Here is a 16,149-nt window from a genome sequence, read left to right as displayed (position 1 = left end):
ACACACCCTGTGAGATTATTCCTGTTCTTCTGAAATATCTTCTGCAGGTGCAGATTCTGCTTCAGTTTCTTGTTTTGGTGCAAGATCTTTCATGGTTAAGCGGATTCGACCTTGACGATCGATTTCAACCACTTTCACCGTCACTTCTTGACCAACTTGAAGATAATCACTCACTTTCTCTACGCGCTCTTCTGCGATTTGAGAAATATGAACTAAACCTTCTTTATTTCCAACGATAGCAACGAATGCCCCGAAGTCAGCAAGACGAGTCACTTTACCTTTGTAAATTGCACCCGCTTCAACTTCAGCAACGATTTCTTCAATACGTGCCATCACATTTTTCGCTGCACTGCTATCTACTGCAGCAATTTTCACTGTACCATCATCATCGATATCGATAGACGTACCGGTTTCTTCAGTTAATGCACGGATAGTTGCACCACCTTTACCGATAACATCTTTGATTTTCTTCGGATCAATTTTCATGGTGTGAATACGCGGTGCGTAGTCAGAAATATCTGCACGTGGTGCAGGGATTGCTTGTTCCATTACACCAAGAATGTGCATACGTGCACCTTTCGCTTGGTTTAATGCAATTTGCATAATTTCAGGGGTGATACCTTCAATTTTGATATCCATTTGAAGTGCGGTGACACCTTCACGTGTGCCCGCCACTTTAAAGTCCATATCACCTAAGTGGTCTTCATCACCTAAGATATCTGAAAGAACTACGAATTTCTCTTCTTCTTTCACTAAGCCCATTGCGATACCTGCGACAGCAGCTTTGATTGGAACGCCCGCATCCATTAATGCTAAAGACGCACCGCATACAGATGCCATAGAAGAAGAACCGTTAGATTCAGTGATTTCAGATACAACACGCACAACATACGGGAATTCTGCAAGGCTTGGCATAACGGCTGCTACACCACGTTTTGCTAAACGACCGTGACCGATTTCACGGCGTTTTGGCGAGCCGATCATACCGGTTTCACCTACAGAGTATGGAGGGAAGTTGTAGTGGAATAAGAAGTGATCTTGACGTTCACCTGTTAATTCATCAATGATTTGTGCATCGCGTTCAGTACCTAACGTTGCAACGGCTAATGCTTGCGTTTCACCACGGGTGAAAATTGCAGAACCGTGAGTACGTGGTAATACACCAGTACAAATGTCTAATGCACGAACGGTATCAACAGTACGGCCATCAATACGTGGTTCACCTGCAATGATACGGCCACGAACGATTTGGCTTTCAAGTGCGGTGAAAATATCCACGATTTTACCTTCGCTGATTTCTTCATCTTCAGCTGTGATTTTTGCAATCACATCCGCTTTAATCGCATCGATCTGTTCGTAACGTGCTTGTTTTTCAGTAATGCGGTATGCATCGCCTAAACGTGCTTCTGCAATCGCTTTTACTTTATTGATTAAATCGGTGTTTGGCTCTGGAGCAACCCAATCCCAACGTGGTTTGCCTGCTTCTTTCGCAAATTCTTTGATCGCTTCAACCACAACTTGTTGTTGTTGATGACCGAATACGACTGCCGCTAACATTTGTTCTTCAGTTAAAACGTCTGCTTCAGATTCAACCATTAATACGGCTTTGTCAGTACCTGCAACCACTAAGTCTAAACGGCTTTGTTTTTGTTCAGCCATAGTTGGGTTTAATACGAATTGGTTGTCGATGAAACCAACACGTGCTGCACCGATAGGGCCATTGAAAGGCACACCAGATAAGGTTAATGCTGCAGAAGCACCAATCATTGCCACTAAGTCTGGGCTGATTTGTGGGTTTACAGAAACTACAGTTGCCACAACTTGGATTTCGTTGAAGAAACCTTCTGGGAATAATGGACGAATTGGACGGTCGATTAAACGTGCAATTAAAGTTTCGCCTTCAGATGGACGACCTTCACGTTTGAAGAAACCACCAGGGATTTTACCCGCCGCATAAGTACGCTCTTGGTAGTTTACGGTTAATGGGAAGAAGTCTTGACCTTCTTTTACATCTTTTTTAGCAACAACAGTCACGAATACCGTGGTATCGTCCATGCTTGCCATGACTGCAGCAGTTGCTTGACGTGCAATCGCGCCGGTTTCTAGAGTAACGGTATGTTGACCGTATTTAAATTGTTTAACAATTGGATTCACAATGTTTTCCTTCAAAATAATATTTAAAACAAAGCTTTATTTTCCAGATTGCGACTAGCAAAAGAAATCTTTCGAAAAAATGACCGCACTTTGGGCGTTTAAAAATCTCTTTTGATAGCCGCACGCTAATGCAGAAAATAAAGCTCGCTTATTATACAGAGTTTTAAATTTATTGGTAACTTTATTTAATATAAGCAACTTGTTATCATATTCTCATACAAATACATACGTAAGGAGACACTATGATTATCAGTGCATTAAATAACCCAAATTTCAAAGTGGGTTTACCCAAAGTTATCGCGGACATTTGCGATCATCTCAACACGTTAGATCTTGAAGCATTAGAAAATGGCCGTCATGATTTAAGTGAGCAAGTTTATATGAATGTCATGGAATTTGATACGGTTGAAACGGATAGCAAACAAGCTGAACTTCACCACAAATATCTAGATATTCAATTACTTATTCGTGGTGAAGAAAATGTTGAAGTAAGCGCGACTTATCCAAATCTCAGCTTATACGATGAATATCGTGATGCTGATGATTATCAACTTACCCCACAAATTGAAGATAAAAGCACCGTAACACTTTTACCAAAAATGTTCGCCGTCTTTTTCCCTTATGAACCACATAAACCAGGTTGCACCGTAAACGGCAAATCAAGTTTTGTGAAAAAATTAGTGGTGAAAGTACCAGTCGAATTGATTTAACAATTTCGATTTATTAAAACAAAAGTGCGGTCAGAAATTTTGGTGTTTTTCTGACCGCACTTTTTTATTATTTAACCACTGTAATTGACCATTTCGCATCATCAATTTGTTCGAAGTTGGTCACTTCATAACCTTCTTCAGCCGCCCAAGCGGGAATGGCTTCAGTGGCTTGGGTGCAGTCGAACTCAATTTCGAGGCCATCGCCTTTATTTAACTTAGCCATGGCTTCCTTAGCTTCAACGAGAGGAAATGGGCAAACAAGGCCGAGTGTTGGTAATTTAACGATCATATAAACTCCTTATGATGCTTTTGATAATTTTAAACGTTGTGGACGGATAATGGTGAAGTAGGCGGCTACCCAAGTGCCGAGAATCATCAATGGCAATGAGACCCAACCTTGCCAAGAGAAAAAGGCAGTTTCGACTAAACCGTTACCGATAGAACAGCCACCCGCAAGTGTTGCGCCAATACCCATAAGAATACCGCCGAGTCCGCTGCGTAGAATCGTGGTGGCATCCGGTACGCGAACACGAAATTCATTGCTTGCTTTAGCACCGATGAATGACCCTATAAAAATCCCTAAGACTAAGAATACGCCCCAATTAATAAATTTACCGTCGCCAGTAACAAGAAATTGCATAATATTAGCGGATGGGCCGGTGATACCAAGTCCAAACTCACGACCAGTAGCAACACTGAGTGGCCAAGCGGCAAGCGCGATTAATCCAATTAACACGGCTGAGAAAAATGGGTGCCAGCGTTTTTCAAATAATAAGTGGGCAAGCCCCGTTTTCTTCGGTTTTAATGCCGCAACTTTTACGCTTGGTTTGCTGAGATGTTTGTATACATAAAAGGCTGTCACTAAAGTTAATAGTGCCACTAACCACCAAGGTGAAATGCCGAATGTATCATAAATGTTGCGTTGTTCGATATTGATGCCACGTAAAGTTTTATTGAATTCGCCTAATGGGCCAGTGCGCATGATGGCACTTAATAACATATAAGTGAATAACGCGACCCAACTACCGACTAAGCCTTCCGCAGCACGGTACCACGTACCTGTTGCACAACCGCCAGCAAGAACAATGCCGATACCAAACACAAAGGCACCGATAATTACCGCTAAAAAGGCAAAATTTTCAGCGGGATCGACATTTAATACACCGATTTCTTTTAAGAGAAAGAAACCGATGGATTGCACGGTAATCGCCAATAGAAGGGCTACAAACATTTTGTTATTTTTGGTGACATACATATCGCGAAATGCGCCAGTAATACAAAAGCGCCCACGCTGCATCACAAATCCGAGTAAAATTCCGCAAAGTAATCCGGTTAAAAGCATAAATATTCCTTCTCTTTTAGAACTAAGTAGGTTGGTATTTTCTAAAAAAATAAGAAGGTAGCGCCAATAACTTTTGGCTAGAAAATATGTTTTTTTGATATAAAAAAGTGCGGTCAGAAATTTGTGTGTTTTTCTGACCGCACTTTATCGTAAGTTATCACGATATTAAGGGCAGGGCTTACTCACCATAATTTCAATTACTTGGCGATCGATGTGGTGCATACTCTTAGACGCAATTGAGCATAGATTGTCGATAGTACGATCGAGATCATGTTCAACAATACCTTCATTACCTGTAACATGGGTTTCATCCATTGCCATGAGTACCGATTTATAGCCAGAAGCCACGCTGGTGGACACTTTCATCGCACAGCTATTGGATGCGCCATCGCAGATGATTCCACTGATGTCACCGATCATACTGCAAATGCCCATGCTCAGGGTTTCGAATTTACCTGTGAGTAAATAGGCAATACCCGCACAGCTCCCCATAGAGGCAGTTGTTACCGCACAAAGGGCAGAAAGTTTGGGTAATTTACTGTGGATATAAATGGCCATTAAGTGTGATAAGAAGAGGGCACGGAGACGTTTTTCTTCACTCACGTTTAAATAATCGGCGACCACAACCACGGGCATAGTCGCGGCAATACCTTGGTTACCTGAACCTGAATTACTCATTGCTGGCAATGTAGCCCCGCCCATACGCGCATCGGAGGCTGCAGTAGTTTCGATCATAATTTTACTGAGCAAATCGTCTGACATTAAACCGCTACCGACTTGTTTGCGTAACGTTCTGCCAATGTGTAAGCCGTAATTTTCACGTAATCCTTCGTTAGACAGCGCTCGGTTGAGTTCGGCAGCCTGTCCGATAAAGCGGATTTTATCGAGCTCAATTTCACAAGAAAATTCAAAGATTTCACGTGCGCTCACCTGTTTGAAAATATCATAAGGATCGCAATCAGTGCATTCATCGTGTTCTTTCTCAAAAACAACTTCGCCATTTTTTTCAATTAAAATGATATTTGTGTGTTGATCTTGAATCGCTACTTTTACTCGGTCATTATCGGCAAACAACACGGCTTCTGAATATAAGATATGATCGGTTTGATGAATATCCACATTAACAAGTTTTTTATCAAGCATAGCTTTGGCTTGTGAAACTTGCTCGGGTGTGATGTGTTTTAATACTTCTAACTCACCCTCAGGGTCACCGCCTAAAGCACCAATCGCCGCGGCAATAGGTAATCCCACCATGCCCGTTCCCGGTACTGCAACACCCAATCCATTTTTCATTAAGTTTGGTGATACTTTAGCTTCAATACGTTCAGGTGTTTTACCTAAATATTTAGCTGCGGTTGCTGCGGCAAGTGCTAAAGAGATAGGTTCAGTACAGCCCAGAGCCGGAACCACATCTCGTTCCACAAGGTGAAGTAATGGTTTTTCGATTTCGTTGAGTCTTTCTTGATTCATAAAATTCTTTTTTATCTGCTAAATGCTGTCTTCTTTCTCTATGACTAATATGCGCGCTTCACCTTGTGGATGAGCAACATGTTCGGTACCGATACCCGCATAAAAAATATCACCCGTATGGAGTAATACGGCTTTCTCTTTGCCATCTTCTTTGTAGCGCATTTCCACTGTCCCATCCATGACAGCAAAGACTTCTTCACCGTCATTGATATGCCATTTGTAAGGTTTATCTGTCCAGTGAAGACGCACGGAGATGCCATTCATATTGGTAATATCAAGGGCTCCCCAAGCGCGTTCAGCCGTAAAGAGGTGACTTCTAATAACTTTATTCATGACTAAATTTGTTAGTGAGCCTCATCCCAGTTGTTGCCTTGCCCCACATCTACAATCAATGGCACCACTAAATCAGCTGCACTTTCCATTTGTGTTTTGATGAGTTCGCTATAAAACGCCACTTTTTCTGACCGCACTTCAAACACCAATTCATCATGCACCTGCATAATCATCGCAATATTGGGATCGTTTTGTAGTTTTTGATCTAATTGAATCATGGCGCGTTTAATAATGTCTGCGGCAGTGCCTTGCATTGGTGCATTGATCGCGACACGTTCGGCTGCTTTACGGCGCATACCATTAGAAGAGTTAATATCCGGCAGATATAAACGACGGCCGAATAGGGTTTCCACATAGCCTTGGGCTTTAGCTTTTTCACGAATATCATGCATAAAAGTTTGTACGCCAGGATAGCGTTTGAAATACAAATCCATATAGCTCTGAGCATCGGCACGGCCAATACCGAGTTGGCGCGATAAGCCAAAGGCTGACATACCATAAATTAAACCGAAGTTAATTGCTTTAGCATTGCGGCGTTGCTCGGAAGTTACTGCATCCAGTGCCACCCCAAAGATTTCTGCCGCAGTAGAGCGGTGAATATCTTTGCCTTGGGTAAAGGCGTTAATTAAGCCCTGATCCTGTGATAGGTGCGCCATAATGCGCAGCTCGATTTGTGAATAGTCGGCCGCAACAACAGTAAAGCCTTCGCGCGCAATAAATGCCTGACGAATACGACGCCCTTCTTCATTACGAATCGGAATGTTTTGTAGATTCGGATCGCTTGATGAAAGACGACCGGTGGCTGTCACCGCTTGATGGTAGGAAGTATGCACTCGACCCGTTTGCGGATTCACCATTTGCGGCAATTTGTCGGTGTAGGTGGATTTTAGTTTGCTTAGCCCACGATGTTCTACTAACACTTTCGGTAATTCATGACTAAATGCCAGTTCCTCCAATACTTCCTCGTTAGTGGATGGCGCACCTTTTGGTGTTTTTTGAATAACCGGCAAACCTAATTTATCAAACAAAATTTCCTGTAATTGTTTGGTGGAGGCCAAATTAAATGGCTGCCCCGCCAAGACATAAGCTTGTTCTTCTAATTCACTTAAACGGTTAGCGATTTCGTTAGATTGTAGGAATAGTGCATCGCTATCAATTAAGACACCACGACGTTCCATACGGGAAAGTACGCCTAACAATGGCAATTCCATTTCTTTAAAGAGTTTTTCAAGAGTGGGTTCTTTAGAGAGTTTTTCCCATAGCACTTGTTGCAGCTTCATCGTTACATCGGCATCTTCCGCCGCGTACTCGGCGGCTTGTTCTAATGGAATTTGGTTAAAGGTCAGCTGATTTTTACCTTTGCCTGCAATTTCTTCAAAACTAATAGTTTGGTGTCCTAAATAACGTTTCGCCAGATCGTCCATATTATGACGACCAGTGCTGTTGAGTACATAGGACTCCAACATAGTATCGAAAGCCACACCTTGTACATCAATGCCATTACGGGCAAAGATGGTGAGATCGTACTTGAAGTTTTGCCCGACTTTTTGAATGGCTGGATTTTCTAAAACGGGTTTTAACAGTGAAAGTGCGGTTGTTTTTTCAAGGGTTTTCGGTGCACCTAAATAATCTAATTGTAGCGGTAAGTAAGCTGCTTCACCATTTTCTAACGCAAAGGAAATGCCCACTAAGTTAGCAGCCATATAATCTAAATTATCGGTTTCTGTATCTAGGGCAAAAAGCTTGGCTTGCTTGAGTTTTTCCACCCAACGATTTAAATCTGCTTCAGTGAGCAAGGTTTCATAACGGCTACGATCAATTTGAATTGGTGGTAATGCTTCCTCGCTATTGTCTTGAGCGAGCGCAGGCGTAGCTTGATAGTGATTAATCTTGGTCGGTTGTTCGTTATTATTGGTGATGGAATCAGCGCCATTCATCACTTCATTGAGCCAACGTTTAAATTCATAACGGCCGAAATATTCAGTGAGTTGATCGTTATTGCTTGCGCCAAGAGTGAGTTGCTCTGGCGTAATATCGAGGGCAACATCGGTTTTGATCGTGGCAAGGCGATAGGATAAGTCGGCCATTTCTTTTTCAGCCAATAATTTATCACCTAATTTTTTTGCCCCACGAATTGGCAATTCAGCCACTTTGTCTAAGTTGGCATAAATTTCTGCCATGCTGCCGATACCTTGCAAGAGACCAAGTGCGGTTTTTTCACCCACACCCGCCACGCCTGGAATATTATCGGCGCTATCGCCCATTAGCGCTAAGTAATCGATGATGAGTTCTGGCGGAATACCGTATTTTTCAATCACGGCCTCGCGATCCAATAAGGTATTATTCATGGTGTTGATTAACATAATGTTGTCATCCACCAGTTGTGCCATGTCTTTATCGCCGGTGCTGATCAAGACTTTTTGATTAGCTTTGGAAGCCGCTACCGCTAAGGTACCAATGACATCGTCCGCCTCCACGCCTTCAATGACTAAAAGAGGAATGCCAAGGGCACGGATAATATCGTGTAACGGTTGAATTTGTTTGCGCAGATCATCTGGCATCGGTGGACGATGGGATTTATATTGTTCAAACATTTCATCACGGAAAGTTTTGCCTTTCGCATCAAAGACTACCGCAATATGGCTCGGTTGCACTTGTGAAATCAGGCTTTTGAGCATGTTCAATACACCGTACATGGCGCCAGTCGGTTCGCCGGCTGAATTGGTGAGTGGCGGAAATGCATGGAAAGCACGATATAAATAAGATGAACCGTCCACTAGGACTAATGGATTAGGAGCGATAGTTGGCATAAATATTCCGTTCAAAAATAATGAAAAGTGTCGCATTATAGCGTAAATTGCGAAATGGGGCGAACGGATAAAGTGCGGTCAATTAAACGTAAAAATTATGACGAAGGCATTTGGCTGTGGCATAATAGGAACACTTGAGCATTCAACATAAGGGAATAACATGTCATTAAAACTGGTTGAAGTTGTTGTATTAGGGCAAGTGCTGCGCTTGAATGTCCCTGCCGAACAAGAAGAGATTTTGCGTCAAGCGGCGCGTAATTTAGATCTTCAAGTGTCTGAAATGAAAGAGCGTACAGGTTTATTGCAATTAGACCGTGTGCTTTCTATTGTTGCCTTGAATTTAAGTTTTGAATTAACCCAAGAAAAGAATAAAAATGCCCAGATTGAAAACGTGTTATGTACGCGAATTCAGCAGTTAGATCATTCTTTAGAGAATGCATTAGGTGGGCGTCTTATCGTTGATTAAATAAAAAAGAACCGCATGTTGAAAGTGCGGTTCTTTTTTTATGTATTTTTAATCGGGCGTGTAATAGAGTTTACCAATTTCAATTTTTTGTCGCCCTGTTTCTTCACGCCATTTATTGCTGTCTCGTAAAGAATAAACGCAGCCACAATATTCTTGCTGATAAAAACGTTCACGTTTACTGATTTCGATCATGCGTTGCGATCCGCCAGCTTTACGCCAGTTGTAATCCCAATAAATTACATCATCATATTTTTCAGCTGCACGGTGACCACATCCATTAATTTGATCCATGTCTTTCCAGCGAGAAATACCAAGACAGCTGGTAAATACAGGGAAACCATGTTCATGAGCATATTCAGCCGCTTTTTCAAAACGCATATCAAAACACATGGTGCAACGGATGCCACGTTCGGGTTCCCATTCCATACCTTTTGCGCGATCAAACCATTGTTGGCGATCGTAGTCAGCATCAATAAACGGAATCCCAAATTTTTGGGCAAAGCGGATATTTTCTTCTTTACGAATTAAATATTCTTTTAATGGATGAATATTCGGGTTGTAAAAATAAATCGTAAATTCAATACCCGAGGCCAAAATGGCTTCCATCACTTCACCTGAGCAAGGCGCACAGCAGGAGTGGAGAAGTAACTTATTATGTCCTTCAGGTAATTCAAGTTTTTCACGAATAAAAGGCGCATTGGGATCCTTGCGCACTTTTTGTTTACGCGGTTTTTGAAATTTAGCTTGAGAATCGACCGCACTTTGCGGTTGAATTTGTTCTTCAGTCATATTAATAAGTTCGGTCTACCGATAAATAAGCCAGTGAAATTAAGGCTTTTTTGTATTCGCTTTCAGGTAATAAGGCAATGGCATCAACCGCTTTTTTTGCTTCTTGTTTCGCACGATCCATTGCATAATCAAGAGATTTATGTTCTGCCATAATCGCAAGCACTTCATCGATCGCATCACGTTTTCCGCCTTGTTCAATGGCTTCACGAATAAGCGCAGCTTGTTGTGGATTACCGTGACGCATTGCGTGTAATAAAGGAAGAGTCGGTTTACCTTCGGCGAGGTCATCACCCACATTTTTGCCTAATGCTGCAGCGTTTGCGCTGTAATCTAGCACGTCATCTACTAATTGGAATGCGGTACCGAGATAGCGGCCATATTCTTGAAATGCGGTTTCAATTGATTTTTCAGCACCCGCAACAATCGCAACAGATTGTGCCGCCACTTCAAATAAGCGTGCTGTTTTACTATAAATCACGCGCATATAGCTTTCTTCTGTGGTATCCGGATCATTCACATTCATCAATTGTTGAACTTCACCTTCCGCCAACACGTTGGTGGCGTCAGCCATAATGCGAAGAATATCTAGCGATTGTAACTGCGCCACTAATTGGAATGCACGGGTATAAATGAAGTCGCCCACTAATACGCTAGCCGCATTACCAAAGGCAGAGTTTGCCGTTGCGCGGCCTCGACGCATATCCGATTCATCCACCACATCATCATGTAATAAAGAAGCGGTGTGAATAAATTCTACAAAGGTCGCACAAGTTGCTACTTTATCGCTTTCGTAGCCTAATGCACGCGCCGCTAAGACCGCAATAAGTGGTCGAATACGTTTTCCGCCACCTTGTACAATATAAAAACCAAGCTGATTAACCATCGGCACGTCTGAGTTAATTTGTGCTAAAATAGCTTGGTTGACTTTCTGCATATCCGCATCGGTTAATGCTTGGATTGCATGCATATCCATTAAATCTTGTTTGTTCATCTTCATTTGGTTCGATGGTTGTGTATATATATATAAAAGAAAAGTGCGGTGAATTTTACCCGATTTTTCAAGGTTTCTGAAATTAAACTCGAGGAAAAGCGCTTTTTTTTATTTTATTGCAAATAAGTGCTTGCGATCGAGTTGTTTTTTCCGTAGAATTTGCGACCTATTTATATGAATTTTGAAGTGCGGACCGAAAATAGTAACGGAGAAGCACAATTATAGCGGAGTATTTATGTACGCAGTTTTCCAAAGTGGCGGTAAACAACACCGTGTGAGCGAAGGTCAAGTAGTTCGTTTAGAAAAACTTGAACTTGCAACTGGCTCAACAGTTGAGTTCGACTCAGTGTTGATGGTCGTTAATGGTGAAGATGTTAAAATTGGTGCACCAGTAGTAGCTGGCGCGAAAGTAGTGGCTGAAGTTGTGGCACAAGGTCGTGGCGATAAAGTTAAAATCGTTAAGTTCCGTCGTCGTAAACACAGCCGTAAACAACAAGGTCATCGTCAGTGGTTCACAGAAGTGAAAATCACTGGGATTCAAGCATAATTTCAGAGGAGATCAAGTAGATGGCAACTAAAAAAGCTGGTGGTTCAACTCGTAACGGTCGTGATTCTGAAGCTAAACGCCTTGGTGTTAAACGTTTCGGTGGCGAATCTGTATTAGCAGGTAGCATCATTGTACGTCAACGTGGTACTAAATTCCACGCAGGTAACAACGTAGGTATGGGTCGTGACCACACCTTATTTGCTACCGCAGACGGTAAAGTAAAATTTGAAGTGAAAGGCGAGAAAAGCCGTAAATACGTAAGTATTGTAACTGAATAATTTTACATCTGATTTGATAAACGCCCCGCATTATCTGTGGGGCGTTTTCTTTGTTTTCTTACCTGTGATTTACAATCATTAATCAAATCTGTTATCTTGGCACTGTCATTCATTCTCTTCAATATTTCTTAGAATGAAATTTACCTGAATTCCTAACTGTGCTTTAGCCAAATAAAGGAAGACATCATGAAACAACAACCTCTTTTAGGATTTCTATTTGCTTTAATTACAGCGATGGCATGGGGATCTTTACCTATTGCGTTAAAACAGGTTTTATCCGTGATGACGCCACAAACGATCGTGTGGTATCGCTTTATTGTGGCATTTCTAGCACTCTTTATTTTACTTGCCTATAAGAAAAAATTGCCACAATTTTTGAAAGGCGGTCAATTTATTTGGTTGGTAGTAATTGGTGTCATAGGGTTGTCTGGCAACTTCTTCTTATTTAATAGCTCACTTAAGTTTATTGATCCTTCTTCAGCTCAAATTTTTATTCACTTTTCCTCTTTTGGCATGTTGATTTGCGGTCTTTTTGTCTTTAAAGAAAAGCTCGGATTACACCAAAAAATAGGTTTAGTCTTATTACTTGTAGGGTTAGTGCTTTTCTTTAATGATAAACTAGGTGGGTTTCAAGGGGAAAGTCGCTATTTAACGGGTGTATTATTAAGTCTAGCGGGCTCGTTAATTTGGGTTGCTTATGGTATGGCACAGAAATTAATGCTTCGCCGTTTTAGTTCACCACAAATTTTATTAATGATTTATTTCGGTTGTCTTTTGGTATTTACGCCTGTTGCTGAATTTTCCCAAGTGAGAGAGCTCAGCCCGTTAGCATTTGGTTGTTTAGCTTATTGTTGCTTAAATACCTTATTTGGTTATGGCGCGTATGCCGAAGCACTTAATCGCTGGGAAGTTTCTAAAGTAAGCGTTGTGATAACCTTAGTGCCACTATTTACAATTTTCTTTGCTCATCTTGCGCATTATGCGAGCCCTGATAATTTTGCCGCGCCAGAATTAAATATGATTAGCTATATCGGGGCGTTTGTTGTAGTATGCGGAGCAATTTTGTCGGCAATCGGACATAAGTTATTACCGCAATCAAAGTAAAGTGCGGTTAAATATTGGAGAGTTTTTATGAAATTTATTGATGAAGCCTTGATTCGTGTGGAAGCAGGGGATGGTGGAAACGGTTGTGTAAGTTTCCGCCGTGAAAAATTTATCCCCAAAGGTGGTCCTGATGGCGGTGATGGCGGTGATGGCGGTGATGTTTATTTGGTTGCAGACGAAAACTTAAATACCTTGATCGATTATCGCTTTACGAAACGTTTTGCTGCAGAACGCGGTGAGAATGGTCATAGTTCAGATTGTACCGGTCGCCGCGGTAAAGATATTACGTTACGTGTGCCGGTGGGAACGCGTGCAATTGATAATGATACCAAAGAAGTGCTTGGCGATTTGACAAAGCATGGCGCCAAAATGTTAGTGGCGAAAGGTGGTTATCATGGTTTAGGTAATACACGTTTTAAATCTTCAGTGAACCGTGCACCTCGCCAAAAAACCATGGGGACACCTGGGGAAAAACGTGATTTATTATTAGAATTGATGCTTCTTGCGGATGTCGGGATGCTTGGTTTACCAAATGCAGGTAAATCCACCTTTATTCGTGCCGTTTCAGCCGCAAAACCAAAAGTTGCGGATTATCCATTTACCACTTTAGTGCCAAGTTTAGGCGTAGTGAAAGTGGATGAGAGCCATAGCTTTGTAGTGGCAGATATTCCTGGATTGATTGAAGGTGCATCGGATGGTGCGGGTTTGGGTATTCGTTTCTTAAAGCACTTAGAACGTTGTCGTGTGTTAATTCATTTAGTGGATATTAACCCAATTGATGAATCCGATCCTGCTGATAATATTGCGATCATTGAGTCAGAATTATTCCAATATAGTGAAAAATTGGCAGATAAACCACGTTGGTTAGTCTTCAATAAAATTGATACGATGACAGAAGAAGAGGCGCATGAACGTGCTCAAGAGATTACCGAACGTCTTGGTTGGGAAGAAGGCTATCACCTCATTTCTGCCGCAACCGGTAAAAATGTGCCGCCACTTTGTCGTGATATTATGGATTTCATTGAAGCGAATCCACGTGATGCGGAAGTAGAAGAAAATAAACCAGAAGAAGTGAAATTCAAATGGGAAGACTACCATCAAGAACAGCTTGCTGAACATCAATTTGATGATGAAGATGATGACTGGGATGATTGGGACGAAGAAGATGAAGAAGGTGTTGAGTTTATTTACAAACCTTAATGCCTAAATGAAAAAAGAGCGGAAATTTGACCGCTCTTTTTTTATTGGGGTTAACCTTTCTTTTTCCCACCTTGACGCGCTTTAAAGCGAGGGTTGGTTTTCGAAATGACATAGACGACACCGTGGCGACGAACAATTTTGCAGCCAGGACGGTTTTTTGCGCTTTTGAGTGAAGATAATACTTTCATTGAACATTCCTATTTTGATTTAAATGCGCCAAATTTACCGTAGCGGTTTGCAAATTCACTTGCACGACCTTCGTTACCAATTTGACGAGTTTTACCAGTATAAAATGGGTGAGAGGCTGATGAGGTATCGCACATAAATACAGGGTATTCATTACCATCTTCCCATTTCATGGTGTTGTTGGTTTTAGCACAAGAACGAATGAGAAAGCCTTGTTTCGCGTTGGAATCGTAAAATAAAACGGTACGATAATTTTCAGGGTGAATGCCTTTTTTCATTAGAGCTCCTTATATAACGAAAAGAATTGGGCGAAGATACTAATTCAAAAGAGAATGATTATCAATATAATTTTATTCATAGCTATGAGAATTTTTTTCATATTGAGAAAAAGAAAAATGCCTTTTGGTTGAAAGGCATTTTGTCTGTTTTGTCGGATGGCTACCCACGATGTGCATTTTTCATAATACGCTCTTTCGCTACTTTCCATTCTCGCTCTTTAATATCATCACGTTTATCATGTTGTTTTTTACCTTTCGCAAGACCGATTTTGATCTTTGCCCAAGCACCTTTCCAATAAAGAGAAAGGGCAACAATGGTAAAACCATCACGGCTTGATTTACCGAAAAGATTATCCAGTTCACGTTTATTCAATAAAAGCTTACGCGTACGCGTCGGATCGCAAACCACGTGGGTAGAAGCCAAGCTTAATGGTTGAATGGTCGCACCAAATAAATAGGCTTCCCCGTTTTTAAAAATGATATAGCTGTCGCTGATATTGGCTTTACCTGCGCGCATTGATTTTACTTCCCAACCTTGTAATTCAAGGCCGGCTTCAATTTCATCTTCAATAAAATATTCGTGTCGAGCTCGTTTATTTAACGCAATGGTGTTGGAGCCGACTTTGACTTTTTTCTTGGTCATTGTTATCCGTTGTTCATTAATCGTAAATTGGCGTTGATTTTACCGAATCTCGCCGTGGATAGCAAAAAACAAAAGGCTGATTTGACTCAGCCTTTTATTACTAAATGATCAATTATTCTTCTAACTCTCCACAGAAACGATAGCCTTCTCCATGTACGGTAGCAATGATTTCTGGGGTATTAGGATGATCTTCAAAATGTTTTCGAATACGACGAATTGTTACATCCACAGTACGATCTTGTGGTTTTAATTCACGTCCTGTCATTTTTAGCAATAATTCTTCACGAGTTTGCAATTTTCCAGGGTTTTCGCAGAAGTGCAACATGGCACGGAATTCACTACGAGGCAGTTTAAATTCAACGCCTTCAGGTGTGATTAAATTGTGGCTATTTAAATCCAGTGTCCACCCATTAAAACGATAGTTCTCACGTTGTAAATGGGTTTCTTTGCCATTTAGTGTCATGGTGCGATGCAATAAATTTCGTGCACGAATGGTGAGTTCTCTTGGGTTAAATGGTTTAGTGAGATAATCATCTGCCCCAATTTCCAAGCCTAAAATTTTATCGACCTCGTTATCTCGTCCCGTGAGGAAGATTAATGGAATTGCAGCTTTCTCACGTAATTCACGTCCCAGTAATAAACCATTTTTACCAGGTAAGTTGATATCTAATACGATGAGATTGACCGTTTCTGAGTTTAACTGACGATACATTTCTGCACCATCTTGTGCTTGTAATACCTCATAGCCCTCAGCTTCAAAAATTCCTCTTAACGTATTACGGGTTACCGCTTCATCTTCCACAATGAGAATTTTTGGGGTAGCCATTCGTTGCTCCTTGTTATACTTC

The 16,149-nt window shown here is 41.4% G+C and carries 18 protein-coding genes; 6 read left to right on the top strand and 12 right to left on the bottom strand.

Going from position 1 to position 16,149, the window contains the following annotated elements; all coding sequences use genetic code 11:
- Positions 1-15: 15 nt before the first annotated feature.
- Positions 16-2,154 (bottom strand): polyribonucleotide nucleotidyltransferase, encoded by a 2,139-nt coding sequence (gene pnp / locus QP437_RS00935; RefSeq protein WP_285266632.1) that lies wholly within the window; start codon positions 2,152-2,154, stop codon positions 16-18.
- Between the two features lie 242 nt (positions 2,155-2,396).
- Here pnp and nanQ point away from each other — a divergent pair, with 242 nt between their 5' ends.
- Positions 2,397-2,864, top strand: a complete 468-nt coding sequence (nanQ, locus tag QP437_RS00930) for an N-acetylneuraminate anomerase (RefSeq protein ID WP_285266631.1) — start codon at positions 2,397-2,399, stop codon at positions 2,862-2,864.
- A 67-nt stretch (positions 2,865-2,931) separates the two neighbouring features.
- On the opposite strand, the gene QP437_RS00925 is transcribed toward nanQ, so the two are convergent.
- The 5 genes from QP437_RS00925 to polA form a co-directional block, all read right to left on the bottom strand.
- Positions 2,932-3,153, bottom strand: coding sequence for a sulfurtransferase TusA family protein (locus QP437_RS00925; protein ID WP_005626781.1), 222 nt, complete (start codon positions 3,151-3,153; stop codon positions 2,932-2,934).
- A 9-nt stretch (positions 3,154-3,162) separates the two neighbouring features.
- The gene (locus QP437_RS00920) at positions 3,163-4,206 is read right to left on the bottom strand and encodes a YeeE/YedE family protein (RefSeq protein WP_285266630.1); all 1,044 of its coding nucleotides are present in this window, start codon (positions 4,204-4,206) and stop codon (positions 3,163-3,165) included.
- Positions 4,207-4,371: 165 nt separating this feature from the next.
- Positions 4,372-5,676, bottom strand: coding sequence for a serine dehydratase subunit alpha family protein (locus QP437_RS00915; RefSeq protein WP_285266629.1), 1,305 nt, complete (start codon positions 5,674-5,676; stop codon positions 4,372-4,374).
- An 18-nt stretch (positions 5,677-5,694) separates the two neighbouring features.
- Complete coding sequence (locus QP437_RS00910) at positions 5,695-6,009, bottom strand: cupin domain-containing protein (RefSeq protein WP_285266628.1); 315 nt, start codon at positions 6,007-6,009, stop codon at positions 5,695-5,697.
- 11 nt (positions 6,010-6,020) lie between these two features.
- Complete coding sequence (polA, locus tag QP437_RS00905; RefSeq protein ID WP_285266627.1) at positions 6,021-8,819, bottom strand: DNA polymerase I; 2,799 nt, start codon at positions 8,817-8,819, stop codon at positions 6,021-6,023.
- Between the two features lie 160 nt (positions 8,820-8,979).
- Here polA and QP437_RS00900 point away from each other — a divergent pair, with 160 nt between their 5' ends.
- Positions 8,980-9,285 carry a cell division protein ZapA gene (locus tag QP437_RS00900; RefSeq protein WP_049362360.1) on the top strand — a complete coding sequence of 102 codons (306 nt, stop codon included), beginning with the start codon at positions 8,980-8,982 and terminating at the stop codon, positions 9,283-9,285.
- 48 nt (positions 9,286-9,333) lie between these two features.
- Here QP437_RS00900 and QP437_RS00895 read toward each other — a convergent pair whose 3' ends face one another.
- Together QP437_RS00895 and ispB are read right to left on the bottom strand one after the other, a co-directional pair.
- The gene (locus tag QP437_RS00895) at positions 9,334-10,074 is read right to left on the bottom strand and encodes an epoxyqueuosine reductase QueH (RefSeq protein ID WP_065243789.1); all 741 of its coding nucleotides are present in this window, start codon (positions 10,072-10,074) and stop codon (positions 9,334-9,336) included.
- A gap of 1 nt (position 10,075) precedes the next feature.
- The gene (gene ispB / locus QP437_RS00890; protein ID WP_005697829.1) at positions 10,076-11,065 is read right to left on the bottom strand and encodes an octaprenyl diphosphate synthase; all 990 of its coding nucleotides are present in this window, start codon (positions 11,063-11,065) and stop codon (positions 10,076-10,078) included.
- A gap of 235 nt (positions 11,066-11,300) precedes the next feature.
- On the opposite strand from ispB, the gene rplU reads away from it, so the two are divergent.
- From rplU to cgtA, 4 genes are all read left to right on the top strand, one after another.
- Entirely contained in the window at positions 11,301-11,612 is a 312-nt protein-coding gene (gene rplU, locus QP437_RS00885) for a 50S ribosomal protein L21 (RefSeq protein ID WP_111406854.1), read from the top strand.
- Between the two features lie 20 nt (positions 11,613-11,632).
- The gene (gene rpmA / locus QP437_RS00880) at positions 11,633-11,890 is read left to right on the top strand and encodes a 50S ribosomal protein L27 (RefSeq protein ID WP_005539872.1); all 258 of its coding nucleotides are present in this window, start codon (positions 11,633-11,635) and stop codon (positions 11,888-11,890) included.
- 186 nt (positions 11,891-12,076) lie between these two features.
- Positions 12,077-12,994 carry a DMT family transporter gene (locus tag QP437_RS00875; RefSeq protein WP_285266626.1) on the top strand — a complete coding sequence of 306 codons (918 nt, stop codon included), beginning with the start codon at positions 12,077-12,079 and terminating at the stop codon, positions 12,992-12,994.
- 27 nt (positions 12,995-13,021) lie between these two features.
- Positions 13,022-14,194, top strand: coding sequence for an Obg family GTPase CgtA (gene cgtA / locus QP437_RS00870; RefSeq protein WP_005697855.1), 1,173 nt, complete (start codon positions 13,022-13,024; stop codon positions 14,192-14,194).
- Between the two features lie 50 nt (positions 14,195-14,244).
- Here cgtA and ykgO read toward each other — a convergent pair whose 3' ends face one another.
- The 4 genes from ykgO to arcA all read right to left on the bottom strand — a co-directional run bounded on the left by ykgO (position 14,245) and on the right by arcA (position 16,127).
- The gene (gene ykgO / locus QP437_RS00865) at positions 14,245-14,382 is read right to left on the bottom strand and encodes a type B 50S ribosomal protein L36 (RefSeq protein ID WP_005695435.1); all 138 of its coding nucleotides are present in this window, start codon (positions 14,380-14,382) and stop codon (positions 14,245-14,247) included.
- 9 nt (positions 14,383-14,391) lie between these two features.
- A complete protein-coding gene (locus QP437_RS00860; RefSeq protein ID WP_005695437.1) occupies positions 14,392-14,658 on the bottom strand; it encodes a type B 50S ribosomal protein L31 in 267 nt (88 codons plus the stop codon).
- Between the two features lie 160 nt (positions 14,659-14,818).
- Entirely contained in the window at positions 14,819-15,301 is a 483-nt protein-coding gene (smpB, locus tag QP437_RS00855) for an SsrA-binding protein SmpB (protein WP_049357636.1), read from the bottom strand.
- A gap of 112 nt (positions 15,302-15,413) precedes the next feature.
- Positions 15,414-16,127 (bottom strand): two-component system response regulator ArcA, encoded by a 714-nt coding sequence (arcA, locus tag QP437_RS00850; RefSeq protein WP_065243792.1) that lies wholly within the window; start codon positions 16,125-16,127, stop codon positions 15,414-15,416.
- Between the last annotated feature and the right edge of the window lie 22 nt (positions 16,128-16,149).

The sequence above is a fragment of the Haemophilus sp. UMB1048 genome, assembly GCF_030218125.1.
GTDB lineage: Bacteria > Pseudomonadota > Gammaproteobacteria > Enterobacterales > Pasteurellaceae > Haemophilus_D.
The sequence above is the reverse complement of the archived record's forward strand: the minus strand, read 5'-3'. Positions and strand labels throughout refer to the sequence as shown.